This window comes from Burkholderia sp. Ac-20349 (assembly GCF_017104865.1).
GTDB classification, from domain to species: Bacteria; Pseudomonadota; Gammaproteobacteria; order Burkholderiales; family Burkholderiaceae; genus Burkholderia; species Burkholderia aenigmatica.
Genome location: NZ_JAAGPM010000068.1, coordinates 1 through 23,436, shown reverse-complemented (window position 1 = coordinate 23,436; position 23,436 = coordinate 1). Strand labels below are relative to the sequence as shown.

Below are 23,436 nucleotides of genomic sequence, written 5' to 3'. Positions count from 1 at the left end.
ACACCATCAACGAGGGGCCGCGCAGGGCGGCCCGGCATTGCCGCCGGCGCAACGGCGGTTCCAGCAGAAGAGGTTCAGATGATCAATTTGTCGAAAGGCGGTCGCGTCAACCTGTCGAAGGAAGCGCCCGGCACGCAGAAGTTCCGCATCGGTCTCGGTTGGGATGCGAACTCGACGGACACGGGTACGGATTTCGATCTCGACGTGTCGGTGTTCCTGTGCAAGTACGACGCGCAGAGCAATCCGAAGCTGATCTCGGATCAGCACTTCGTGTTCTACAACAGCGAAGTGCGCACGATGGAGCGCAAGGACACCTTCATCCAGCCGGGCGACGATTTTCCGAAGCGCGGGATGCCCGCGTCGAAGTGCCTGGGCGTCGTGCATAGCGGCGACAACCGCACGGGCAGCGGCGACGGCGACGACGAGGTGATCTTCATCGACGTGACGAAGCTTGCCGCGGACATCGAGGAAATCTCGGTGGTCGTGACGATCGACCAGGCCGAAGCGCGCCGCCAGAATTTCGGCCAGGTGCGCAACAGCTACATCCAGATCGCCGACGAGGTGTCGGGCGCGGTGATCGCGAAGTACGCGCTCGAGGAAGACTTCTCGATGGAGACGTCGGTGCAGGTCGGCAGCTTCTATCGCCGCGATGGCCACTTCATGTTCAAGGCGGTCGGCGCCGGCTACAACCGCGGCCTGGGCGACTTCGTGCGCGCTTACGGCGGCGCGGTTTGACTGGCGGCAGCCCGGCCGGCGGGATACCGCCGCGCCGGGCAGGAAGCAGCGATGACGAATCCGTCTGACGAGCCGAAGCGGCTCGAGTTCGATACGACGCCCGAGCGCACGCCCGGGCGTCTTGCGTTCGACGCGCCGCCTGCGGCCGCGACGCCGGTCGCGCGTACGCCCGAGCGGCCGGCGCCGCAGGCGCTCGACTTCGGGCCGGCACCTGCGTCCGATAAGGCCGTGCGCGCGGCACCGGCCGAGGCGGTCGGCCGCGCGGTGTTCGGCGAATCGAACCACCCGCAGCTCGAAGCGTGCTTCCGCGCCGCGCAGGCCAGCTTTCCGAATCTCTATCCCGACTACGCGCCGCGCATCGAGCGGCACATCCGGCAACTGGTCCCGCTCAAGCTCGCGACGGTCGCGACGATCGGCGACGGCGCGCTGGAGACGGCGGGCAACCTCGTCGAAGCCGTCGCGGCGGCGACGCGCGAGTTCAACGAACTCGGCGCGGCCGACATGATGGCCGGCATGCTCGCGCAGGCGACGCGCAAGGCCGGCATGTTCGAACGCTGGTTCGGTGCGGCCGCGTCGGGCCACGTCGACTACCGTGCGGCGATCGGGGCGCTCAAGCAGTCGCTCGGTTTCTTTCCGCGCCGTACCGAGGACCTCGCCGCGAAGGTCCGCCATGCAGAAGAGAACCTCGTGGTCGTGCTCGCGGCGCTGAGCGCGGTGTCGGACGTCGTGCGCGCACCGGATGACGCGGGCGTCGAGCGCACGCTGTTCGACCGACGCAACATCGTCGGGCAGGCGGTGCAGCAGATCCGCATGCAACCCGTGCAATTGCGCGGGCTCGACGAGCGCGTGACCGATCTGCTGTCGCGCGCCGATCATCTGATGAACGTCGTGCTGCCGGCGGCATTGGCGGCGCGGCCCCAGCGCTGAGCGCACGGCTCGGCGGGCACGGAATGCGCGCGCCGCGGCGCGTGCATTCGCTGCGCAGGCCACGCCGCGTCACGCCATTTCACGTACACCGGCGCGAGTCTGCTATCTTCCCGGGCATCTCATCGCTTTCCCGCCGATTCTCTATGACTGACCGCATCGTTGCCGCATTCGATTTCGACGGCACCATCACGACGACCGACAGCTTTCGCCATTTCGTCCGCTATGCGGTCGGCACGCCACGCTTTGCTTGGGCCGGCTTGCGTGCGCTGCCGTGGATCGTCGCGATGAAGGCCGGGCTGCTGTCGCGCGGCGATGCGAAAGCGAAGTTCGCGTCGTTCGCGTTCGGGCCCGTGCGCGAGGACGCGCTCGATGCGCAGGCGCGCACGTTCGTCGACAGCTACCTGCCGAGCCTCGTGCGTCCGGAAATGCTCGACCGCATTCGCGAGCATCGGGCACGCGGGCACGAGCTCGTGCTGGTGAGCGCGTCGCCGTCGCTGTATCTGGAGAAGTGGGCGAAGACGGCCGGCTTCGATGCGGTGCTCGCGACGCGGCTCGCGTTCGAGCGCGGCACCTTCGCCGGGCGGCTCGACGGCGAAAACTGCTGGGGGCCGCAGAAGGTCGTGCGGTTGCGCGGGTGGTGGGGCAACCGGCCGCCGAAGCAGCTGTTCGCGTATGGCGACAGCCGTGGCGACAAGGAAATGGCCGAGCTCGCGAACTGGTCGTGGATCCGCGGGCAAGGGCCGATGCCGCCGATCGGCGGCTGATGCAGTTCGTTACGCGTCGGCCTGAGCCTGGCGCGTGCCGCGCGCCGGACGATACGCACCCCAGCGATTCGCCCGCGCGAACGTGCCGACGTCGTTGAAGCGCACCCCGACTTCACGCAGCGCCGCATGCGCGGTGCGCGCGGTCAGCTGGCGGATGTAGAACGGGTCGCGCACCACGAAGTGATGGATCGCGTGCGTGCTGCCGAAATTGAAGCAGAACAGCTGGAACGGCAGCATCCACCACGGGTTGAGCACCTGGGTCTGCTGGATCACGTTGCGCGAATCGATGTCGCCGAAGTAGTGCATGTTCGAGCTGACGAAGTTGATGCAGAAGCTGCGCACGAAGTTCGGCCCGAGCCACACCACGGCCAGGAAATCGACAACGCTCATCGCGCGTTCGACGAGGGCCGGCACCGTCACCGGGTAGCCGAACGCATGCAGCGCGAACAGGCCGACGTGATAGACGATGAACGCGTGCCACAGCACGTAGTACACGTGACCGACCGGCATGTACGACGACACCTGTTCGACGCGCAACTGCAGGCGCTCGGACGGATCCTGCACCGGCTGCGCGGCCACATACTGCTTGACCTTGCGGCGCATCGCGGCCGGCCGCAGCACGACGGCGAGCATGCCGTCCGCGATCATCAGCAGGCGCTTCACGCCCCAGCGCTCGCCGTTGGTGATGCCGTATTCCTCGAGATCCGATTCGCCGCCCGACACCTTGTGGTGATGCAGGTGCATGCGCCGCCGCGTCCACGGGTTGATCGTGCCGGGCCGCGTGAGCCAGCACAGCGCCATCATCAGGTGATAGGCCCACGGCGTCTTCTTGAAGTACATCAGGTGAATCAGGTCGTGCTCGAGCTCGTGGATCAGCGACGTGACGAACGCGGCGAGCGGCAGCGCGACGTACCACGCGATCGCACCGCGCGCATACAGCCAGGCGATCGCGAGCATCGCGCTCACCGAGACGGCCATCACGGTCGCGCCGACGAGGTTCTGGTTGTCGAGCAGCGGAACGCGCGCGCGGATCGCGTCGCTCGCGGCGTTGACCTCGCGGCGGACATACGCGACCTTGTCCGCGTCGTTGCGAAAGGCGGTTCGTGCGGGTTGGCTCATCGACCGGGGTTCCTGCGGAAAGGGTGGGGCGCAATGCCGATGTGACAAGCATAGGCGCGCGCCGGACCGCACGCGAGGGCCGCCGGTGCCAATGGCGGTGTCATTTCGGGCCACGCTGGCCGGCCGGCGCGGCTAGAGTCTCGCCCCGGTGTCATTGCGGGCCAGCGACGCTACAATCCGCCGAAACCGCTCCGGAGTCCGCCGCATGGTCCTGTCCGTCCCGGATGCCGCGCGCCAGCTGAACAAGGCGACGGTGTCGTCCGCGTATGCGCTGTTCATGCTGATGCTGGCCGAGGAGCGCGGCATCGACGGCGGCCGCATTCTTGCCGGCTCGGGCGTCGAGCGCGACCGGCTCGCGCAACCCGATGCGCGCATCACGCCGCTGCAACAGGCGGCGATCGTGTTCAACCTGCTCGACGCCACCGACGACCCGTCGATCGCGATCGAGATCGGCCTGCGCAGCAGCCTGACGAAAGCGGGACTGATCGGTTTCGGGCTGATGAGCTGCGCGACGCTCGGCGAGGCGATCGCGCTCGGTATCCGCTATCTGCCGACGCGCGTGCCGTTCTTTTCGGTGCGGCTCGCGCAGCTCGACGGGATCGTCGACATCGATGTGCTCGAAGCGTTTCCGCTGGGCCGGCTGCGGCAGTTCGCGGTCGAGAACTTCCTGGTCGAGACGGCGATCCTGTTCAATTCGTTGCTGTATCCGGTGCCGGGGCGCACGCTGCAGTCGCGTGCCGAACTCCACTTCGAATGGCCCGAGCCGCCGTGGTTCGAGCGTTATCGCGCGCGGCTGCCGCGCTGCCATTTCGACGCGAGCGCGAACCGCATCCGCTGCGACGCCGCGCTGCTCGGCGAACCGATCGGCACCGCGAACGAGCATACCGCACAGATGATCGTGCAGCAGTGCGAGGCCGAACTCGCGCGGCTCGGCTATGCGGAAAGCATCGTCGAGCGCGTGCGCAACCTGCTGATCTGCGGCGAGGGCGGCTATCCGTCGGTCGACGACGTCGCGCGCGAGCTGCATGTGTCGGCGCGTACGCTCAAGCGCAAGCTCGCCGAGTACGGCGCGACCTATTCGGCGCTGCTCGACGAGATCCGGTTGCGCGACGCGCTGCGGCTGCTCGAGGGGACGCGGCTGCCGGTCGACGAGATCGCCGCGCGTGTCGGCTATACGGATCGCGCCAATTTCACGCGTGCGTTCAAGCGCTGGACGGGCGTTGCGCCGAGCGAGCGGCGCTGAACCCGGGGACGTACCGGCCTACGTTGTGGGCCTGCCGAGTCATGCCGCGCGCGCCACGACTTCAGACGATCGCGACCCAGTTCGCACCGCGCCCGCCGGCCACGCGTGCGTGCGGCGACAGCGCGCCGTCGTCCGGCGCGATCGCATACACCGACACGGTTTCCGACTGTTCGCCACAGGCGACGAGCCAGCGTCCTGACGGATCGATTGCGAACCCGCGCGGCTGCGTCTCGGTGACGGTCGCGTGCGCGGGTTCGAACCTGCCATCCTCGGTGCGGCGATAGCAGAGCAGGCGGCTCGACGTGCGTTCGCTGACGTAGGCGAAACGCTCGTCGGGCGTCAGGTGCAGGTCGGCGGCCCAGACCGACGGCTCGGCGGGCGCGGGCGGCCGTGCGTGGCCTTGCGCGAGTTCGGCGACGGCCGGATGGCGCGCGCTCACGTGTGCATCGCCAAGCCGGCCGGTGTCGGGATCGCGCGTGAACGTCGCGAGCGTGGCCTGGAATTCGCTGACGACGACGAGCGTACGGCCGTCATCCGCGAAATGCAGATGACGCGGACCGAACCCGGCCGGCACGCGCGTTTCGCCGTGTTCGAGCGCGCGCAGGCCGCCCGCGTCCTCGACGAGCGCGAAGCTGAACACACGATCCGAGCCGAGCGAACTGACGTACGCGAAACGGTTGTCCGGCGACACGATCACCGAGTGCGCGTTCGCGATGCCGCCCGCGACCTGCAGCGGCGCGCCGTCGCCGTCGCGCACGCGCGCGGCGTCGTAGAGGCTCAGCGAATTCCCGCCGTACGACGCGCCGAGCAGCCAGCGGCCGCTGCGGTCGAGCGACAGGTACGCATGGCTTGCGTCGATCGCGGTCGCGCCGATGCGCACGAGCGCGCCGGTGGCCGGCACGACGCGGAACGCGACGATCGTCGGCTGTTCGTCGCGCGTCGCGACGTAGAGCCGCGCGCGGTCGGCTTGTACGGCGATCGGCATCGCGACGTCGCCGGCCGGGTAGCGGGCGAGCGGCGCGAGCGTGCCGTCAGCGGCGAGGGAGAACGTGGCGAGGTCGCCGTCGGCGGCATTCGAGACGACGACGGTCAGGCGGTCAGTGTTCGGCATGGCGGAGCATCGAAGCGTTCGTGAAGGAGTCGTCGGCCGGCAGGCCGCGCGGCGGATCGCTGCGCCGGTGCGTGCGCGCGAACAGCGCGGCGACCGCGGCGACGAGCGAAGCGATCGCGAGCGCATACAGCCCGCCCGTGATCGAACCCGTATGTTGCTTCAGATAGCCGAAGGCCGTCGGCGCGACGAACCCGCCGAGGTTGCCGACCGAGTTGATCAAGGCGATCACGGCCGCGGCCACGCGCGTGTCGAGATAGCCCTGCGGGATCGGCCAGAACAGCGACGACGCGGCCTTGAAGCCGAGCGCGGCGAAGCAGATCGACGCGAACGACCATACCGGATCGTGCGACGTCGACGCGAACAACCCGCATGCGGCGAGCACGAGCGAGCACGCGAGCCAGCGCTGCGGATGCTTCCACTTCGACGACAGCACCGCGAAGCCGTACATCGCGCCGATCGCGATCATCCACGGAATCGTGTTGTACAGGCCGACCTGGAAATCGGTGAGGCCACCCATCTTGCGGATGATCGTCGGCAGCCAGAACGTGGCCGCGTAGATCGTCAGCTGGATCGCGAAATACAGGAAGCAGAACAGCATGATCTGCGGATCGCGCAGCAGCGCGCTGGCGCGCACCGGCACGTTCGAGCGGACGTCGCGCGTCGCGCGCTCCTCGTCGAGCGCGTTCTGGAGCGCCGTGCGTTCTTCGGCCGTGAGCCACGTGGCGTCGCGGATATGCGATTTCAGCAGCAGCCAGCTCGCGCCGCACAGTGCGACCGAGAACATCCCCTCGATCAGGAACATCCACTGCCAGCCTTCGAGGCCGAAGCCGCGCACCGACAGCAGCGCACCCGTGACGGGCCCGGACAGCACCGACGCGAAGGCGGAGCCGCCGAGGAAGATCGCCATCGCCTTGCCGCGTTCCTGCGGCGGCAGCCATTGCGACAGGTACAGCACGACGCCGGGGAAGAAGCCGGCCTCGGCGGCGCCGAGCAGGAAGCGCAGCGCGTAGAACGACGTGTCGTTCCACACGAACGCCATCGCGGCCGCGACGATGCCCCACGTCGCCATGATCCGGGCCAGCCACACGCGCGCGCCGTAGCGCTGCATCAGCAGATTCGACGGCACTTCGAACAGCGCGTAGCCGACGAAGAACAGCCCGGCGCCGAGGCCGTACGCGGCCGCGCCGATGCCGATCGACGCTTCGAGATGGCGATCGACGAAGCCGACGTTCACGCGGTCGATGTAATTCGCGATGAACATGATCAGCACGAGCGGCAGTACATGCCACTTCACTTTCGAGACGGCGGACGCGAGCGGGTCGCGTCCGGGCAGGGCGGGCGAGGGCGGGTTCAAGCGTGTCTCCGATCGGGCGGGGGCGGACGGGGCGGTTGCCCGCGTCCGCGTCTGGGTGGCGGTCTGCATGGTATGTCGTCGTATAACATAGTACGCCTGAGAGACGAGGGAGGCGTCGCGGGTTTACCCGAAATTTGCCCAGATATTGGGGAATTTCACGAGATCGGTTGGGTATCCAATCATGTCTGATGACATATGACATGAAATGAGTATGCGCCGATCACCGGACACCCGGTCGCGACCCGTGCGCGCGGTGCATCGACCGGGCAGCGCCGTCCGGCGCCCGCCGCCGCGGCCGTTACGCCATCGACACGACGCTGTTGAGCAGCGTCTTCACGAGCACGGCCTGCCGCGTCGCGCCCGTTTTCGCGAAGATGCCGCGCAGGTGCGCGCGCGCGGTGTTTTTCGTGATGCCGGTCGCGGCGGCGGCCTCGTCGAGCGTCAGCCCGTCGACGAGCAGCAGCGCGATTTCGGTTTCCATCGGCGTGAGCCGGAACAGCCGGTGCAGCATGTCGCGCGACGTCTGCGGCGACGACGCCGGATCGCGGACGAACACCGCGACGGCCGGCCGGTGCTGGCGGTCCTCGGCGCCGCGGTAGGGCGCGAGCGGGCGCAACAGCACGCTCAGCGGCATTGCGCCGCCGGGGCGCGACAGCGTGGTGGCTTCGATGCGCGCGAGCGCGCCCGCGCGGAAATGCTCGAGCGCGGCCTGCAGCGCCTTCTGCAGCCGCCGCTCGTCGAGTGGGCACGATGCATGGAGCCGCTCCTGGCGCATGCACAGCCCGTCCTGCTGCTCGATCAGCCGCTCGGCGATGCGGTTGCGCTTGATCACGCGGCCGTCCTCGTCGACGATCGCGGTGCCGACGTCGAGCCGGTCGACGGTGCCCGCGTACAGCGCGCGTTCGGCATCGAGCACGTCGAACGCCGCATGTAGTTCGACCGCCCGCTGCAGGTGCGGCAGCAGCGTCGCGATCTGTGCGCGCTCGGCCGCGTCGAAATCGCGGCCGCCGTGCGCGCGGCTCACGAAGAACGCGCATTCGACGCCGCGTTCGCCGCGCAGGTTCGCGCCGAGGATGTAGCGCAGGTCGAGCGGTTGCAGGTACTGCCGATAGAAATCGTGCGCGCGCCACGCGGTTTCGCCGAACAGCCGGTCGGCCGTGAAGACCTGGCCGGGCGGCTGGTCGAGAAACGGGCACAGCGCATAGAACTGCTCGCTGTACGACGGCTCGCCAGGCAGCAGCGGGCCGTGTGCCGATGCGTTGATGATGAGGCCGTGCCGTGCGCCGCCCGGATTGCGCAGCACGAGCGTCGTGAAGCTCGCGTCGAGCCGCGCGCGGACCGCTTCGAGGAAGCCGGCCCACGGGGTCGCTTCCGACGGGCCCTGATAGACGAGCCCGAGCCACGCGCTGAGTTCGCGCGCCGTCCATGCCGCGTCGTCGAAACCGTCGTGCGCGGCCGGGTCGCCGGGCGCCAGCGCGATGGACATGCTCGTGTTCTCCTGGTCGGGATGAAGGATTCCCGGACCAGCATACCGGCCGGCTGGCGGCCCGCGTCATCCGAACGGAGTAGGCGGCGCGGGCAGGCGGGCAGCCGCCGGGCTGCCCGCTGGCGGTGCTTACGCCGCGCGTTCGCGCAGCAGGTACGCGACGATACGGTCGGCCGCTTCTTCAGGCGATTCGGCGACCGTGTCGACGCGCAGCTCGGGCTGCGCGGGCGGCTCGTACGGCGAATCGATGCCGGTGAAGTGCTTCAGCTCGCCGCGCCGTGCCTTCCGGTACAGCCCCTTCGGATCGCGCTGCTCGGCGACCGCGAGCGGCGTGTCGACGAACACCTCGACGAACTCGTCGGGGCCGACCATCGCGCGCGCCATGTCGCGTTCCGCGCGGAACGGCGAGATGAACGACACGAGCGTGATGAGCCCCGCGTCGAGCATCAGCCGCGCGACTTCGGCGACGCGCCGGATGTTCTCCACGCGATCGGCCTCGGTGAAGCCGAGATCGCGATTGAGCCCGTGCCGCACGTTGTCGCCGTCGAGCAGGTACGTGTGCTTGCCGAGCGCGTGCAGCCGCTTCTCGACGAGGTTCGCGATGGTCGACTTGCCGGCGCCGGACAGCCCCGTCAGCCACACGATGCGCGGCGTCTGCGCCTTCTGCGCGGCACGCGCGGCGCGGTCGACGTCGACGGCCTGCCAGTGCACGTTGTGCGCGCGGCGCAGCGCGAAGTGCAGCATCCCGGCGCCGACCGTGTCGTTGGTGAAACGGTCGATCACGATGAAGCCGCCCGTGTGGCGGTTGCGGTCGTACGGATCGAATGCGACGGGGCGGTCGAAGCTCAGGTTGCACACGCCGATCTCGTTGAGCGCGAGCGTGCGCGCCGCGAGATGCTCGCGCGTGTTCACGTCGATCTTGTACTTCGGCGTCGCGCAGGTCGCGCCGACCGTCTGCGTGCCGAGTTTCACGAGATACGGGCGGCCGGGCAGCAGCGGCTCGTCGTGCATCCAGACGAGGGTCGCCTCGAACTGGTCGGCCACCTCGGGCGGCGCATCCGCGCGCGCGATCATGTCGCCGCGGCTGATGTCGATCTCGTCGGCGAGCGTGAGCGTCACCGCGTCGCCGGCGCGCGCGATGTCGCTTTCGCCGCCTTGCGTGATCACCGACGCGACGCGGCTCTCCTTGCCGGACGGCAGCACGCGCACGCGTTCGCCGACACGGATCTCGCCCGACGCGATGCTGCCTGCGTAGCCGCGGAAATTCAGGTGCGGGCGGTTGACCCACTGCACCGGCAGCCGGAACGGTTCGTCCCGTGTGACGCGCGCGGCGAGCGGCAGCGTGTCGAGATGCTGCATCAGCGTCGGGCCCGCATACCACGGCATCCGCGCGCTCGGCACGATCACGTTGTCGCCGCGCAGCGCCGACATCGGGATGCTGACGATCTCCGCCAGCCCGAGCTCGGCCGCGAACGCGCGGTAGTCGGCGGCGATGCGCTCGAATACGGCGCGGTCGTAGTCGACCAGGTCCATCTTGTTGATCGCGAGCACGACGCGCTTGATGCCGATCAGTGCGACGAGGTGGCTGTGGCGGCGCGTCTGCGTGAGCAGGCCCTTGCGCGCGTCGATCAGGATCACGGCGAGGTCGGCGGTCGACGCGCCGGTGATCATGTTGCGTGTGTATTGTTCGTGGCCGGGCGTGTCGGCGACGATGAACTTGCGTCGCGCGGTCGCGAAGAAGCGGTACGCGACGTCGATCGTGATCCCTTGCTCGCGCTCGGCCGACAGGCCGTCGACGAGCAGCGCGAAATCGAGTTCGCCGCCCTGCGTGCCGACCTTCTTCGAATCGGCTTCGAGCTGCGTGAGCTGGTCGTCGAACAGCATGTTCGATTCGTAGAGCAGGCGGCCGATCAGTGTGCTCTTGCCGTCGTCGACGCTGCCGCACGTGATGAAGCGCAGCAGATCCTGGGTTTGCGCGTGCATATCGTCGGCAGCGCGTGAATCGGGTGCGTGGCGCGCGAGCGTGTTGGGCGCGGTGAGAACGTGTGTCATCAGAAATAGCCCTCCTGTTTCTTCTTTTCCATCGAACCGGCCGAATCGCTGTCGATCAGTCGTCCTTGCCGTTCGGACGTGCGCGTCTCGCGCATCTCCTGCAGGATGTCGTCGAGCGACGTCGCGTCGCTGTCGATCGCGCCCGTCAGCGGATAGCAGCCGAGCGTGCGACACCGCACCTTGCGTATCTGCGGCACTTCGCCTTCGCGCAGCGGCAGGCGTTCGTCATCGACCATGATCAGCGCGCCGTCGCGTTCGACCACGGGCCGTTCCTTCGCGAAGTAGAGCGGCACGATCGGGATGTCGTGAAGCTGGATGTACTGCCAGATGTCGAGCTCGGTCCAGTTCGAGATCGGGAACACGCGCAGGCTTTCGCCCTTGCGCTTGCGCGCGTTGTACAGCGACCAGAGTTCGGGGCGCTGGCGCTTCGGGTCCCAGCGGTGCTGTTCCGAACGCAGCGACACGATGCGCTCCTTCGCGCGCGATTTCTCCTCGTCGCGGCGGGCGCCGCCGAACGCGGCGTCGAAGCCGTAGTGGTCGAGCGCCTGCTTGAGCCCCTGGGTCTTCCACACGTCGGTGTGCACGGCCGAGCCGTGCGTGAACGGATCGATGTCGTTCGCGACGCCGTCGGGGTTGATGTGCACGCGCAGGTCGAGGCCGAGGCGCGCGGCGGTCTCGTCGCGAAACGCGATCATCTCGCGGAATTTCCACGTCGTATCGACGTGCAGCAGCGGAAAGGGCGGCTTCGCCGGGTAGAACGCCTTCATCGCGAGATGCAGCATGACCGAGCTGTCCTTGCCGATCGAATACAGCATCACCGGGTTCTCGCTCTCCGCGACCACCTCGCGCATGATGTGGATGCTTTCGGCCTCCAGTCGCTCCAAGTGGGTCAACATCGTTCGTCTCCTTGTTTCATGCCGGTGCCGCGCGACATGTGCGGCGTCTCGTGCATGACACCGACGGTATCGAGCGAGCGGCATGCCGCTCTTCGTCCGGGTGGACTAAACCGCGGCACGGCGGTGGCGCGGATCTTTCCTTAGTCCACCCGGACGAAGTGGCGCGCGGCGGTGGCGCTTAAGGTGAACGCTCGACCATCGGCGGAGACGACACATGACGGACGACACACGTGCCACGCAATTGCTTTCGGGCCAGACCTGGGCCGATTTCTGCGACACCCTGAAACGCAGCGGACAACAGATCCTGCGCGCCGAGGCGCCGGACGATCCGCTGACGCGCGCGGAAGGATTCCGCTACCTGAGCCGGCTGATGCGCATCGCGCTCGAAATGCACGTCGAGTTCGCGGACGGCGCGTGGCCCGGATTTTTCTCGCCGTCGCACGAGACCGCGAAGATCGGCGCCGACAATCCCGACAACCTGTACCAGTACGCGCGTCTCGACGGCCGTTGCGAATACCGCGTGACGGGGCGGCGCGGCACGGTCGCGTACCTGAGCTTCGGCACGCAGAAGGGCGGCTACGAGACCGACGGCAAGATGCTGCAGACGGGCTTTCTCGATGCGAAGCAGCTCGAGATCGCGCCGGACGGCAGCTTCGAGATCGTCTTGAGCGAAACGCCGCGCGCGGGCAACTGGGTGCGCATGGAGCCCGGCACCAACGCGTTACTGGTGCGCCAGACCTTCCTCGACCGTCGTGCGGAAACGCCGGCGCAGTTGAAGATCGAACGTATCGGTGCCGGCGATCGCCCGGCGCCGCTCGATCCGCTCGTGCTGCAAGGCGGCTTCACGCGCGCCGCGCAGTTCGTCGAGCAGACCGCGAAGCTGTTCGCGGACTGGGCCGCGAGCTACCGGTCGCACGTGAATGCGCTGCCGCCCGCCGACCAGGCGCTGTGCCAGTCGGTCGGCGGTGATCCGAACATCTACTACTACCACTCGTGCTGGTCGCTGGCCGACGACGAAGCGCTCGTGATCGACGTCGACACGGTGCCCGACTGCGACTTCTGGAACGTGCAGCTCAACAACTACTGGATGGAGTCGCTCGATTACCGGCACTTCGATATCTGCGTGAACAAGCACAGCGCACGGCTGAATGCGGTCGGCGGCGTAACGGTGGTGGTCGCGGCCGCGCAGCCGGGCGACGCGAACTGGCTCGACACGGCCGGGCATCGCACCGGCACGATCTGCTGGCGCTGGGTCGGGGCCGCGCAGCCGGTGCATCCGCGCACGCGGGTGGTGAAGCTCGCGACGCTGAAGGAGGCCGCATGAATGCGCCGCTTGACCGGATCCGCACGCTGCTTGCAGCCGACGGGTTGATCGCCGAAGCCGTGTCGCGTACGGGCGGGCTCACCGCGTTCGGTGACGGGCCGTATCGCGAAGCGCTCGACGTGATGTGCGCGTCGCTGATCGACGAAGCGAACCTGTCCGCGCGCGGCGCGGAGATGATGCGCGAGAAGCTCGTCGGCCAGCTCGTGAACCGGCTCGTTATCGAGGATTACTTCCGGCGTCATCCGGAAATCGAGGAGATCGTGATCGACGATCCGCTCGTGATCGTCGGCCTGCCGCGCACCGGCACCACGCTGCTGCAGCGCCTGCTGGCCGTCGACCCGCGCTTCCACACGGCCGCGTGGTGGGAAACCCGCTACCCGGCGCCGCTCGCGGGCGAGACGCTTGCCGAACCGACGGTGCGCATCGCGCGCGCGCAGGCCGAGGTCGCGACGATGATCGACTGTATTCCGCAGATCCTGACGATCCATCCGCTCGATGCGATGCTCGCGGACGAGGAGTTCATGCTGATGGAACACGCGTTCGTGTGTGCGATGGATTCGTACGCGAACGTGCCGCGCTATACGGCGTGGCTCGCGCAGCAGGATCTCACGCCGGTCTACACGTACCTGAAGCGGATGCTGCAGTTCCTGCAGTGGCAAAAGGTGCAGCGCGGCGTCGCGCCGGCCGCGCGCTGGCTGCTGAAGACGCCACAGCACCTGCATGCGCTCGACGTGCTGTGCCGCGTGTTTCCGCGCGCGCAGGTCGTGCTGACGCACCGCGATCCGGCGCAGACGATTCCGTCGATGGCGAGCATGGCGCACACGCTGTGGCAGATGTATGCGGACGATCCCGATCCGCTCGCCGTCGGCGCGCAGTGGAACGCGGGGATGGCGCGCGCGATCGGCGCGGCGATGGCTGCGCGCGATGCGCTGCCGGCCGACCGGTTCCTCGACGTGCGATTCGAGGACACGGTGTCGAATCCGCTCGGCGTTGCCGAGGCCGTGTACGCCTTTGCCGGCATGCCGCTCGATGCGCGGCAGCGCGCGGCGATGACGGACTGGATGGCGCGCAACGGCCGCGACAAGCGTGCCGCGCACGACTATTCGATCGCGCGCTTCGGCTTCACCGATGCGCAACTGGCGCGCGATTTCGCCGCATATCGCGCGCGGCACCTGCGGGCCGCCGGCTGACGGCCGGGCTCGCGAGACCAACGATAACCAGGAGACAAGCCATGTTGCTGAAGGACAAGATCGTCGTGATTTCCGGGATCGGGCCGGGGCTCGGCGTGAAGCTCGCCGTCGAGGCCGCGCGCGAGGGGGCGTGCGGCGTGGTCGTCGCGGCGCGCACGATGGAAAAGCTCGACGACGCCGAAACGCGGATCCGTGCGCTCGGCGTCGATTGCGACGTGCTGAAGGTGAAGACCGACATCACCGACCGCGCGCAATGCCGGCAGCTTGCGACGCAGGCCGTCGAGCGCTTCGGCCGGATCGATGCGCTCGTGAACAGCGCATTCGTGCACGGCACGTTTCCGGAGCCGGTGGAGGAAGCCGACCTCGACGGCTGGCGCGCGGTGTTCGACACCAACGTGTTCGGCACGATGGCGCTCACGCAGGAAGTCGTGCCGCACATGAAGCGGCGGAAGCGCGGCGCGATCGTGATGATCAACACGCAGGCGACCCGCAAGCCATTTGCAGGGGAAGGCGGCTACGCTGTATCGAAGGGGGCGCTCGCGGTTGCGGCAAAATACCTGGCGCGCGAACTCGGCGTGCACGGCATACGCGCGAACAGTATCCACATGGGGTGGATGTGGGGCGTGCCGACGCAGACGTATTTCCGGCAGGCGGCCGCCGAGTACGGGCTGACGGAGGAGCAGATCATCGCGCCGATCGCGTCGAACATCGCGCTCGCGAAGCTGCCGACCGACGACGACTGCGCGCGCGCGGCGCTGTTCCTTGCGTCGGACTACGCGAACGCGGTGACGGGCGCGACGCTCGACGCAAACGGCGGCGATTTCATGCCCTGACGATGGAGCAAAGAATCATGCAGGACCACCACGAAGTACGACATTTCTTTGCGTTCAACGGCGATGCGGACGGGCTGTGCGCGCTTCAGCAACTGCGGCTCGCGGAGCGCGTGCGCGGCACGCTCGTGACCGGTGTGAAACGCGACATCAGGCTGCTCGAGCGGATCAGCGCGCGGGCGGGCGACCTCGTCACGGTGCTCGACGTGTCGCACGACCAGAATCGCGATGCGTGCGCGCGGCTGCTGGGCGACGGCGCGACGGTCCGCTATTTCGACCATCACTTCGCGGGCGAGCTGCCCGACGATCCGCGCTTCGCCGCGCATATCGACACGGCGGCCGACGTCTGCACGAGCGCGATCGTGAACCGGTATCTTGGCGGGCGGCACGTGCGCTGGGCGATCGTCGCGGCATTCGGCGACGAACTGCCGGCGCTTGGCAATGCGCTCGCGCGCGAACATGGGATCGACGAGGCGGAACGCGACACGCTCGCCGAACTCGGGCTCTACCTGAACTACAACGCATACGGCGAGTGTGTCGGCGATCTGCATTTCGACCCGGCGGCGCTCGCCGATGCGATGCTGCCCTGCGTCGATCCGCTCGATTTCGTGCGCGAGACGGCCGTGTTCGCCGCGCTGCGCGACGGCTACCGCGACGACATGGCGCATGCGTGCGCGCTCGCGCCGCTGCGCGAGGTGCCGGGTGCGACACTGGTCCGGATGCCTGATCATCCGTGGGCGCGGCGCGCGACCGGCATGCTCGCGAACGAGCGGATGCGCAACGCGCCGGATGCGGCGCTCGCGGTGCTGTCGCCGCGCGCGGACGGTGGCCTCGTCGTCAGCGTGCGCGTGCCCGATGGCCGGCCGCTCGGCGCCGACGAGTTCTGTCGAGGCTTTCCGACCGGCGGCGGGCGCAAGCGCGCGGGCGGCATCAACCATCTGCCGGAAGCCGAGTTCGACGCGTTCGCCGAGCGATTCGAGGCGGCGTTCCGGCTCGATTGATTGAAGCGATGGTCCGAGATGCGTGCGCCGTGCAGCTATCGCATGGTGCGCGCATCGCGAATGGATCAACCGGTCGCGCCCGCGAGCGCGGCCGGCACGTTGTGACCGTAGCAGCGCTCCTCGACGCGCTCGGCGATGCGCCAGCCCTGCGCGGTGCGCATGAACCGGTCGACGTACCACAGCCCGAGAAACATCACCTGCGTGCCGCCGTCCGGCAGCACGACCTCCATCGGATTGAAGCAGATCGTGCGGCCGCGCGCGGTATCGCCGTCGAGCCGGATCGACAGGTTGCCGACCAGGTGCTGGTACTGCGGAAACTGCGGCAGCACGGTGCGCAGCCACGCCTTCACCTCCGGATAGCGGCCGGCGATGCCGCCCATCGCGCGATAGTCGATTGCCGCATCGGGTGTGAACACCGCGTCGAGCGCGTCGAAGTCGCGCGTGTCGATCGCGCTCGAATACGCGACGACCAGCTCGCGGATATCGTGATGGTCGGACAGCGTTTGCAGATCGGGCATCGACGGCTCCCGGTCACGCGCTGTTGCGCCGGCGTGCCGCATGGAGCGCTTCGGCGCGCTGCTTCACGTCGCGTGCGCACTGGTCGAAGCCCTGTTTCACCCACGCACCGTGGTGCTGCATGATCGTGTCCGCATTGATGCCGAGGAACTGGTCGGTCGTGAAATAGCGGCAGCGCTCCGCGCCGATCGCATCGATGTACTGGTCGCGGCGCGCGGCGTCCTTGTTGTCGTCGGTCGGGCGCTGCTCCCACGACAGCAGGCGTTCGGGTTCGTACGCAACGAGGATCTCGCTGACGGGAATCACGGTCTCCGTGCCGGGAATGCGCACGTGCATGTGCACGAAATCGCCGAGCCTGCCGGTCGTTTCGAAGCCGACGCAAAACGTGTTCCATTCGCCGTAGCGCGGGAAGTCGGTCAGCACTTCCCAGACGACGGAGGCCGGCGCGTCGATGTCGACGGTGATCGAGGTAACGAGATTCGAGGGTTTGGTCATGGCGGCGTATCGGATGAAGCCGCGCGTACCCGGCTGGCGGGAAACGTCGCGGCGGTCGGAAGGATTCACGCCGGTATCGGTCGGCGCGCGTGACGGGTGCGGATCGGGGCGTGCGGGGGCGTTCGCGGCCCGCACATGCCGCGCAGCGCGGCGCACCCGACATCGAGCGTAGGCCGGCGCACGCGGCGCAGAATCGTCGGAACGGACTAAGGCGTTTCACCGGGGGCAGCGGGTGGCGCGACTGCGGTGACCGTCGACGGCATGGGCATGCCGGCGCGTCGGACGTCGACACCACGCCGTGCAGCCGCGACAATGCGTGTCTCTTCCCGCTTTCGTCATCGAGGTGCCCGTGCCCGCCAAGCCGTCCGTTGCTCCCGCGATCGTGTGGTTCCGCGACGATCTGCGCGTGACCGACCAGCCCGCGCTGACGCGCGCGGTGGCATCGGGCCGGCTGCTCGTATGTGTATTCGTCGACGACACGGGCGACGGCGCCGGGCGAGCGCTCGGCGGCGCGGCGCGCTGGTGGCTGCACGGATCGCTGGCCGGGCTCGACGCGGCGCTGGCGCGTCATGGTGGACGCCTGCTGCTGTTGCGCGGCGACGCGCAGCGCGAGATCGAGCGCGTCGTGCACGACACGGGGGCGGCGGGCGTGTACTGGAACCGCCGCTATGCGCAACCGCAGCGCGATGCCGATGCGGCGCTGAAGGCGTCGCTCAAGGCGCGCGGCGTCACGGTCGAGAGCAGCAACGGCAGCCTGCTGAACGAGCCGTGGGAGGTGCTGACGGGCAGCGGCGCGCCGTACCAGGTGTTCACCGCGTACTGGCGCGCGGCGCGACGCGATCGTACGGTCACCGCGCCGCTGCCGGAACCCGACCGGATCGGGTTTCATCCGTGGCCGAAAACCGTGAGCGACCGGGCGCTGGCACTCGACGCGCTCGCGTTGCGGCCACACGCGCCCGATTGGGCCGGCGGCCTGCGCGACGCGTGGCCCGTGCCCGACGAAGCCGGTGCGCACGCACGGCTCGACGCATTCCTGACGACCTCGCTCGCCGGCTATGCGGATGCGCGCGACTGCCCCGACCGGCCCGCGACGAGCCGGCTGTCGCCGTTCCTGCGCTTCGGCAACGTGTCGCCGCGACAGGTGTGGCATGCGGTGCAGGGCGCCGCGAACGCAGGTGGCGCGGCGTGCGCAGCAGGCGCTGACAAATTCCTGAGCGAACTCGGCTGGCGCGAATTCAGCTACGCGCTGCTGTATCACTTCCCGGCGTTGGCAACCGACAACTTCCGCGCGCAGTTCGACGCGATGCCGTGGCGCGACGATCCCGCCGCGCTGCGCGCATGGCAGCGCGGGCTGACCGGCTATCCGCTCGTTGATGCGGGCCTGCGCGAACTGTGGACGACCGGCTGGATGCACAACCGCGTGCGGATGGTCGTCGCGTCGTTCCTGATCAAGCATCTGCTGATCGACTGGCGTGCGGGCGAAGCATGGTTCTGGGACACGCTGGTCGACGCCGATCCCGCGAACAACGCGGCGAGCTGGCAGTGGGTGGCCGGCTGCGGCGCCGACGCCGCGCCGTATTTCCGCATCTTCAATCCGGTCGCGCAGGGGCAGAAGTTCGATCCGGACGGTGCGTACGTGCGGCGCTGGGTGCCCGAGCTTGCCGGCCTCGACACCGCATCGATCCATGCGCCGTGGGAAGCATCGCCGCTGGAACTCGACGCGGCTGGCGTGCAGCTTGGCGTCGACTATCCGGAACCGCTCGTCGAACATGCGGCCGCGCGCGCCCGTGCGCTCGATGCGCTGGCTGCATTGCCTAAGCGCCGCTGACCGCACGCGCCGGGTTGAAGCATCAATTGCAGAACGCGACGTGTTCGAGCAAGGCGTACGCGACGCCCGAGCTGAAATAGGCTGCGCCGCACCACGCGACGAACGCGAGCGTGCCGGCGGCCAGCGCCGCGCGGATCATGCCCATGCCGCGTTGCCCGACGCCGGACGCGCGACGCGCGCGTCGTTGATCGGCAGGTGCAGCAACGCCGCGAGCACGCCGAGCGCGATCGAGCCGATCCACAGCGGCATGTACGAATGTGTCGCGTCGTACACGAGCGCACCGAGCCAGACGCCGAAGAAGCTGCCGAGCTGGTGCCCGAAGAACACGAAGCCGAACAGCGTCGCGATGTAGCGCACGCCGAACACCTGCGAGATCACGCCGTTCGTCAGCGGCACGGTGCCGAGCCACGTGAACCCCATCACGGCCGCGAACACGTAGACGCTCGCGGGCGACAGCGGCACAGCGACGAACACGGCCATCGTGAGCGCACGCACGAGGTACAGCACCGACAGCACGTACTTGCGCCGCAGCAGCCCGCCGAGATGGCCGCACGCGTAGGTGCCGGCCACGTTGGTCAGTGCGATCAGCGCGAGCGCGACGCTCGCGTGGCGCGCCGGCAGCCCGTGGTCGAGCAGGTAGGCGGGAAGATGCGTCGCGATGAAGGCGAGCTGGAAGCCGCACGCGAAGAAGCCCGCGTTCAGCAGCCAGAAGCCGCGATGCGCGAACGCCTCGCGCACGGCTTCGCCGATCGACTGGTCGGGGCCGGCGGCGCCGGCAGCCTGTGCGGGCCGGTCGCGCAGCAGCACGGCGAGCGGCGCGAGCACCACCGCGACGAGCGCCAGCGCGATGAACGCATGCCGCCAGCCGATGCCGCCGATCAGCGTCTGGGCGACGGGCACCATGCAGAACTGGCCGAGCCCGCCGATCGCGCCCGCGACGCCGAGCGCCCAGCCGCGCCGGTCGGGCGAAAACAGGCGGCTCAGCGCGCCATAGATCGAAGCGAACGCCGAGCCCGACAACGCGATGCCGATCACGAGCCCGGCGCCGACCGTGAACATGCCGGTCGTCGCCGCATGCGCCATCGTGACGAGTCCGGCCGCATACAGCAGCATCCCGGCGACGATCACGCGCAGCGAGCCGAAGCGATCGGCGACCATGCCCGTGAACGGCTGCGCGACGCCCCAGATCAGGTTCTGCAGCGCAAGCGCGAGCCCGAACGCTTCGCGCGACCAGCCGTGGTCGAGCGATACCGGCGCGAGGAACAGGCCCTGCACGTGGCGGATGCCGAGCGCGGCGCCCATGATCAGGCCGCCGGCCAGTACGGGCAGCCAGCGGCGGCGGACTTCCTGTTCGATCGGGGTCATGCGTGTCTCCGGATGAGGGCGCGCGGCAAGACGGCCGCGCTCGATCCGATTAGACGATCGGGCCCGTCGTCGCTCAAGCGATCATTCGGTCAGGTTGGCATGCGTGCGGGGAATGCGACGAGGGGGCAGGGAGTGGGGCGGGAGCGCCCGGCATCGATCAGGATCGTTCGCAAACGCCGCGCCGGCTTACGCCGATGCGGTGTCGTGCACACGCATCGCGGTATCGCATTCGGCCGCTTCGGCGAGCATCCAGTCGCGGACGTCGGCGACTTCGCGGCGCGGGGCCGGATCGTGCTGGAACAGCCAGTAGCCGTACGCATCGGACAGCGCCTGCGTGTGCGGCCCGAGCACCGCGAGCCGGCCGTCCGCGAGCATCGGCGCGACGAGCGCGAGCCGGCCGAGCGCGACACCCTGGCCCGCGATCGCGGCCTGGATCACCTGGTCGTACTGGTTGAAACGCAGCACGCCTTTCGGGCGCGCGTCGCCGAGCCCGGCCGCGTGCAGGTGCGCGCGCCACTGCAATTGCGGCTGCGGCGGCCCGTCGAATTCGAGCAGCACGTGGTCGGCGATTGCGGCCGCGTTCGTGACGGGCCGTGCGGCGAGCGCGGGGTGCGCGACCGGCACGACGATTTCGTCGAACAGGCGCAGCGCGCCGGCCGGCGCGCGGTCGCGCGGACAATAGCGGATGCCGAGGTCGATGCCTTCGGCGCGCAAATCGAGTACCTTGTCGTTCGCGGCGACGCGCAGGTCGATCTCCGGCAGGCGCGCCTGCAGCCGCCCGAGCCGCGGCAGCAGCCATAGCGCGGTGACGCCGATGCTCGCGGTGATCGTGACCGGCTGACGCTCGCGCGCGGCGGCGAGTGACGCGACGGTGTCCTGCAGGCTGTGCAGTGCCGCATCCGCGACGCGAAACAGCCGCTCGCCTTCCGGCGTGAACGCAATCTTCCGGTAGCCGCGCTGCAGCAAGGCGACGCCGAGATGCGCTTCGAGCGCGTGTACCTGGCGGCTGACCGCCGATTGCGTGACGCACAGGTCCTGCGCGGCGAGCGTGATGCTCATGCGGCGGCCGACGGCGACGAAACCGCGGACGAGGTCGAGGGAGGGGAGGCGGACGAGCGGCGTTGACATGCGCGTGACTCATGCGAACGGAGCAGCAAGATTGGTTGAGAACGCGGGGCGCGTCAAGTTCAATGGAGGCTGGTGCGGGCAGCGAAGGATGGCGCGGGAGCAGATGCACGTGCGTTGACGCCCCGGCCGGCTGCGAAGCATGGGCATGGGCATGAGCAGGCACTGAGGCACCAATTCGGCACGACCCTGAAGCATGGGACCGGAGACACGATGACGATTTCGAACGAAGGCAGCGAGATGAAGCAGCGCACCCGCACGGCGGACGCACTGCCGCCCGAGCCCGTGACGCTGCGCGCCGCCGACGGCTATGCATTGCGCGGCCATGTCTGGCGCCATCGCGGCGGCAGTGTCGCGCGGCCCGTGACGGTCATCAATTGCGCGACGTCGGTACGTTGCGACTACTACTTTCGTTTCGCGGCCTGGCTGTTCGCGCAGGGGCGCGACGTGCTCGTCTACGACTATCGCGGCATCGGCGGGTCGCGCCCGGCGCAGCTCGCGAAGCTGCGCGCGAACTGGCTCGACTGGGGGCGGCTCGATTGCGAAGCCGCGCTGCAATACGCACGCGACACGTTTCCGGGCCAGCCGATCGACGTCGTCGCGCACAGCATCGGCGGGTTCGCGCTCGGGCTCGCGGCATCGAACGTGCACGTGCGGCATGCGGTGACGGTCGGCGCGCAGTATGCGTACTGGCGCGATTACCTGCCGGCCGAACGGCGGCGCATGTGGTGGAAGTGGCACGTCGCGATGCCGGTGCTCGCGGCCGTGTTCGGCTACGTGCCCGCGAAGCGGCTCGGCTGGATGGAGGACACGCCGCGTGGCGTCGCGTTGTCATGGGTGCGCTCGCAGGCGCGCTTCGAGGAGGGCTATACGCGCGGCCCGCTCGCCGAACCCGCCGCGAGCCGCGCCGCGTTGCCCGCCCGCTTCGCGGGGCTGTCCGCGCCGATGCTCGCGATCGGTCTCGACGACGACGGGTTCGGCACGGTCGAGGCGATCGAGCGGCTGGTCGGCTACTACACGGGCAGCGACGTCACGCACCTGCGAATCGCGCCGGCCGACATCGGCGTCGATGCGATCGGCCATTTCGCGTTTTTCCACAGCCGCTTCACCGATACGCTGTGGCCGCTTGCGCTGTACTGGCTGCAGCACGGTGTGCTGCCGGCCGACTCGGCGGGCAAAGTGCATGCGCTTCACCCGGCATCGCGCGGGCGTGGAACGGGCGGCGGTGTGCCGGGCGTCGTCGCGAACGGGTGACGGGGTGGGGCCACGCCACGCAGGCGCAGGCCGGGATCACACGTGCCAGCGCGGCCCACGGTGCCGGCGTTGACGCCGGCGGGCCGCAACGGCTCGCCGCACCGACCGATCGATTAACATCGGACGTTTCGTTCCACACGCCGCCGCCCGTCGATGCTCGTCCCGTCCGATTCTGCTTCCCCATCCGAAACACCTCGCGCCTGGAGCGTGCACGAACTTGACGTGCCGTCCGCCGCGTCCCGCGCCGGCGTGCGGATCGTGCGTGTCGATTTCGACTGGCGCGTACCGCTTGCGTCGCCCGCGTATGCGGCACTCAGCGATGACGAGCGCGCGCGGGCGGCGCGCTTCATGCGGCATGAGGATGCGGTGCGCAGCGCCGCGACGCGTGCCGCGCTGCGCGACGTGCTTGGTACGGCCCTCGGCATCGCGCCGCAGGCGGTGGCGATCGTCGTCGACGCATCGGGGCGGCCGTCGCTCGACGGCACGCATCGCGCATCGCTCGACTTCAACGTGTCGCATGCGGGCGACCATGCGCTGCTTGCGTGGGCACCCGCGGGCCGCGTCGGCGTCGATATCGAGTGCTGCAATCGTGCGGCCGACTGGCGTGCGCTGACGCGCGAAGTCTGCGCGCCCGCCGAGGCCGCCTATCTCGACAGCGTGCCGCTTGCCGCGCGCGCCGGCGAATTCATGCGCGTCTGGTGTGCGAAGGAGGCACTACTCAAGGCGCTCGGCACGGGCATCGTCGGCGGGCTGCGCGCGTTCGCGGTCGTGCCGCCGCGCGACGGCGCGACGCCCGCGACGACGGTCGTCGAGCCAGCCGC

At 69.0% G+C, this 23,436-nt stretch carries 22 protein-coding genes; 11 read left to right on the top strand and 11 right to left on the bottom strand.

The window, feature by feature from the left end:
• Window positions 1-78 precede the first annotated feature (78 nt).
• From G3N61_RS21925 to G3N61_RS21915, 3 genes are all read left to right on the top strand, one after another.
• The gene (locus G3N61_RS21925) at window positions 79-735 is read left to right on the top strand and encodes a TerD family protein (RefSeq protein ID WP_089450923.1); all 657 of its coding nucleotides are present in this window, start codon (window positions 79-81) and stop codon (window positions 733-735) included.
• Window positions 736-786: 51 nt separating this feature from the next.
• Entirely contained in the window at window positions 787-1,662 is an 876-nt protein-coding gene (locus tag G3N61_RS21920; protein WP_205823561.1) for a hypothetical protein, read from the top strand.
• A gap of 143 nt (window positions 1,663-1,805) precedes the next feature.
• Window positions 1,806-2,426 carry an HAD family hydrolase gene (locus G3N61_RS21915; RefSeq protein ID WP_089450921.1) on the top strand — a complete coding sequence of 207 codons (621 nt, stop codon included), beginning with the start codon at window positions 1,806-1,808 and terminating at the stop codon, window positions 2,424-2,426.
• 9 nt (window positions 2,427-2,435) lie between these two features.
• On the opposite strand, the gene G3N61_RS21910 is transcribed toward G3N61_RS21915, so the two are convergent.
• Window positions 2,436-3,545: a fatty acid desaturase gene (locus G3N61_RS21910; protein WP_205823560.1), complete on the bottom strand. Its 1,110-nt coding sequence runs from the start codon at window positions 3,543-3,545 to the stop codon at window positions 2,436-2,438.
• A 205-nt stretch (window positions 3,546-3,750) separates the two neighbouring features.
• On the opposite strand from G3N61_RS21910, the gene G3N61_RS21905 reads away from it, so the two are divergent.
• The gene (locus G3N61_RS21905) at window positions 3,751-4,788 is read left to right on the top strand and encodes an AraC family transcriptional regulator (protein ID WP_205823559.1); all 1,038 of its coding nucleotides are present in this window, start codon (window positions 3,751-3,753) and stop codon (window positions 4,786-4,788) included.
• A 61-nt stretch (window positions 4,789-4,849) separates the two neighbouring features.
• Here the strand turns inward: G3N61_RS21905 and G3N61_RS21900 are convergent, their stop codons facing one another.
• From G3N61_RS21900 to cysD, 5 genes are all read right to left on the bottom strand, one after another.
• Window positions 4,850-5,899: a beta-propeller fold lactonase family protein gene (locus tag G3N61_RS21900; RefSeq protein ID WP_205823558.1), complete on the bottom strand. Its 1,050-nt coding sequence runs from the start codon at window positions 5,897-5,899 to the stop codon at window positions 4,850-4,852.
• Window positions 5,886-7,253, bottom strand: a complete 1,368-nt coding sequence (locus G3N61_RS21895) for an MFS transporter (protein ID WP_089450917.1) — start codon at window positions 7,251-7,253, stop codon at window positions 5,886-5,888. The genes G3N61_RS21900 and G3N61_RS21895 overlap by 14 nt, the downstream gene beginning before the upstream one ends.
• A gap of 298 nt (window positions 7,254-7,551) precedes the next feature.
• Window positions 7,552-8,739, bottom strand: coding sequence for a helix-turn-helix transcriptional regulator (locus G3N61_RS21890; RefSeq protein ID WP_089450915.1), 1,188 nt, complete (start codon window positions 8,737-8,739; stop codon window positions 7,552-7,554).
• Between the two features lie 129 nt (window positions 8,740-8,868).
• Window positions 8,869-10,791: a sulfate adenylyltransferase subunit CysN gene (cysN, locus tag G3N61_RS21885; RefSeq protein ID WP_205823557.1), complete on the bottom strand. Its 1,923-nt coding sequence runs from the start codon at window positions 10,789-10,791 to the stop codon at window positions 8,869-8,871.
• On the bottom strand, window positions 10,791-11,687 hold the full coding sequence (gene cysD, locus G3N61_RS21880) for a sulfate adenylyltransferase subunit CysD (protein WP_205823556.1): 897 nt from the start codon (window positions 11,685-11,687) through the stop codon (window positions 10,791-10,793). The genes cysN and cysD overlap by 1 nt, the downstream gene beginning before the upstream one ends.
• A 214-nt stretch (window positions 11,688-11,901) precedes the next feature.
• Between cysD and G3N61_RS21875 the strand changes: the two genes are divergently transcribed.
• From G3N61_RS21875 to G3N61_RS21860, 4 genes are read left to right on the top strand one after another with little or no spacing between them, the layout of a single operon-like run.
• Entirely contained in the window at window positions 11,902-13,011 is a 1,110-nt protein-coding gene (locus G3N61_RS21875; protein ID WP_205823555.1) for a DUF1214 domain-containing protein, read from the top strand.
• Window positions 13,008-14,201 (top strand): sulfotransferase, encoded by a 1,194-nt coding sequence (locus G3N61_RS21870; RefSeq protein ID WP_205823554.1) that lies wholly within the window; start codon window positions 13,008-13,010, stop codon window positions 14,199-14,201. The genes G3N61_RS21875 and G3N61_RS21870 overlap by 4 nt, the downstream gene beginning before the upstream one ends.
• 41 nt (window positions 14,202-14,242) lie before the next feature.
• Window positions 14,243-15,034, top strand: a complete 792-nt coding sequence (locus G3N61_RS21865) for an SDR family oxidoreductase (protein WP_205823553.1) — start codon at window positions 14,243-14,245, stop codon at window positions 15,032-15,034.
• Window positions 15,035-15,051: 17 nt separating this feature from the next.
• The gene (locus tag G3N61_RS21860; RefSeq protein WP_205823552.1) at window positions 15,052-16,032 is read left to right on the top strand and encodes an acetyltransferase; all 981 of its coding nucleotides are present in this window, start codon (window positions 15,052-15,054) and stop codon (window positions 16,030-16,032) included.
• A 65-nt stretch (window positions 16,033-16,097) separates the two neighbouring features.
• Here G3N61_RS21860 and G3N61_RS21855 read toward each other — a convergent pair whose 3' ends face one another.
• Window positions 16,098-16,550 carry a nuclear transport factor 2 family protein gene (locus G3N61_RS21855; RefSeq protein ID WP_205823551.1) on the bottom strand — a complete coding sequence of 151 codons (453 nt, stop codon included), beginning with the start codon at window positions 16,548-16,550 and terminating at the stop codon, window positions 16,098-16,100.
• Between the two features lie 13 nt (window positions 16,551-16,563).
• Window positions 16,564-17,043 carry an SRPBCC domain-containing protein gene (locus tag G3N61_RS21850; RefSeq protein ID WP_089451029.1) on the bottom strand — a complete coding sequence of 160 codons (480 nt, stop codon included), beginning with the start codon at window positions 17,041-17,043 and terminating at the stop codon, window positions 16,564-16,566.
• Between the two features lie 349 nt (window positions 17,044-17,392).
• Here G3N61_RS21850 and G3N61_RS21845 point away from each other — a divergent pair, with 349 nt between their 5' ends.
• A complete protein-coding gene (locus G3N61_RS21845; protein ID WP_205823575.1) occupies window positions 17,393-18,871 on the top strand; it encodes a deoxyribodipyrimidine photo-lyase in 1,479 nt (492 codons plus the stop codon).
• Between the two features lie 22 nt (window positions 18,872-18,893).
• Here G3N61_RS21845 and G3N61_RS40100 read toward each other — a convergent pair whose 3' ends face one another.
• The 3 genes from G3N61_RS40100 to G3N61_RS21835 all read right to left on the bottom strand — a co-directional run bounded on the left by G3N61_RS40100 (window position 18,894) and on the right by G3N61_RS21835 (window position 21,364).
• On the bottom strand, window positions 18,894-19,016 hold the full coding sequence (locus tag G3N61_RS40100) for a hypothetical protein (RefSeq protein WP_041492896.1): 123 nt from the start codon (window positions 19,014-19,016) through the stop codon (window positions 18,894-18,896).
• Complete coding sequence (locus tag G3N61_RS21840) at window positions 19,007-20,236, bottom strand: MFS transporter (protein WP_241017849.1); 1,230 nt, start codon at window positions 20,234-20,236, stop codon at window positions 19,007-19,009. Before G3N61_RS21840 ends, G3N61_RS40100 begins: the two co-directional genes overlap by 10 nt.
• Before the next feature lie 186 nt (window positions 20,237-20,422).
• A complete protein-coding gene (locus G3N61_RS21835; RefSeq protein ID WP_205823550.1) occupies window positions 20,423-21,364 on the bottom strand; it encodes a LysR substrate-binding domain-containing protein in 942 nt (313 codons plus the stop codon).
• 210 nt (window positions 21,365-21,574) lie between these two features.
• On the opposite strand from G3N61_RS21835, the gene G3N61_RS21830 reads away from it, so the two are divergent.
• Both G3N61_RS21830 and G3N61_RS21825 read left to right on the top strand, forming a co-directional pair.
• Window positions 21,575-22,615 carry an alpha/beta fold hydrolase gene (locus tag G3N61_RS21830; RefSeq protein ID WP_205823549.1) on the top strand — a complete coding sequence of 347 codons (1,041 nt, stop codon included), beginning with the start codon at window positions 21,575-21,577 and terminating at the stop codon, window positions 22,613-22,615.
• Window positions 22,616-22,768: 153 nt separating this feature from the next.
• Window positions 22,769-23,436 (top strand): 4'-phosphopantetheinyl transferase superfamily protein (locus G3N61_RS21825; protein ID WP_205823548.1); only part of this gene is annotated, 668 nt, incomplete at its 3' end.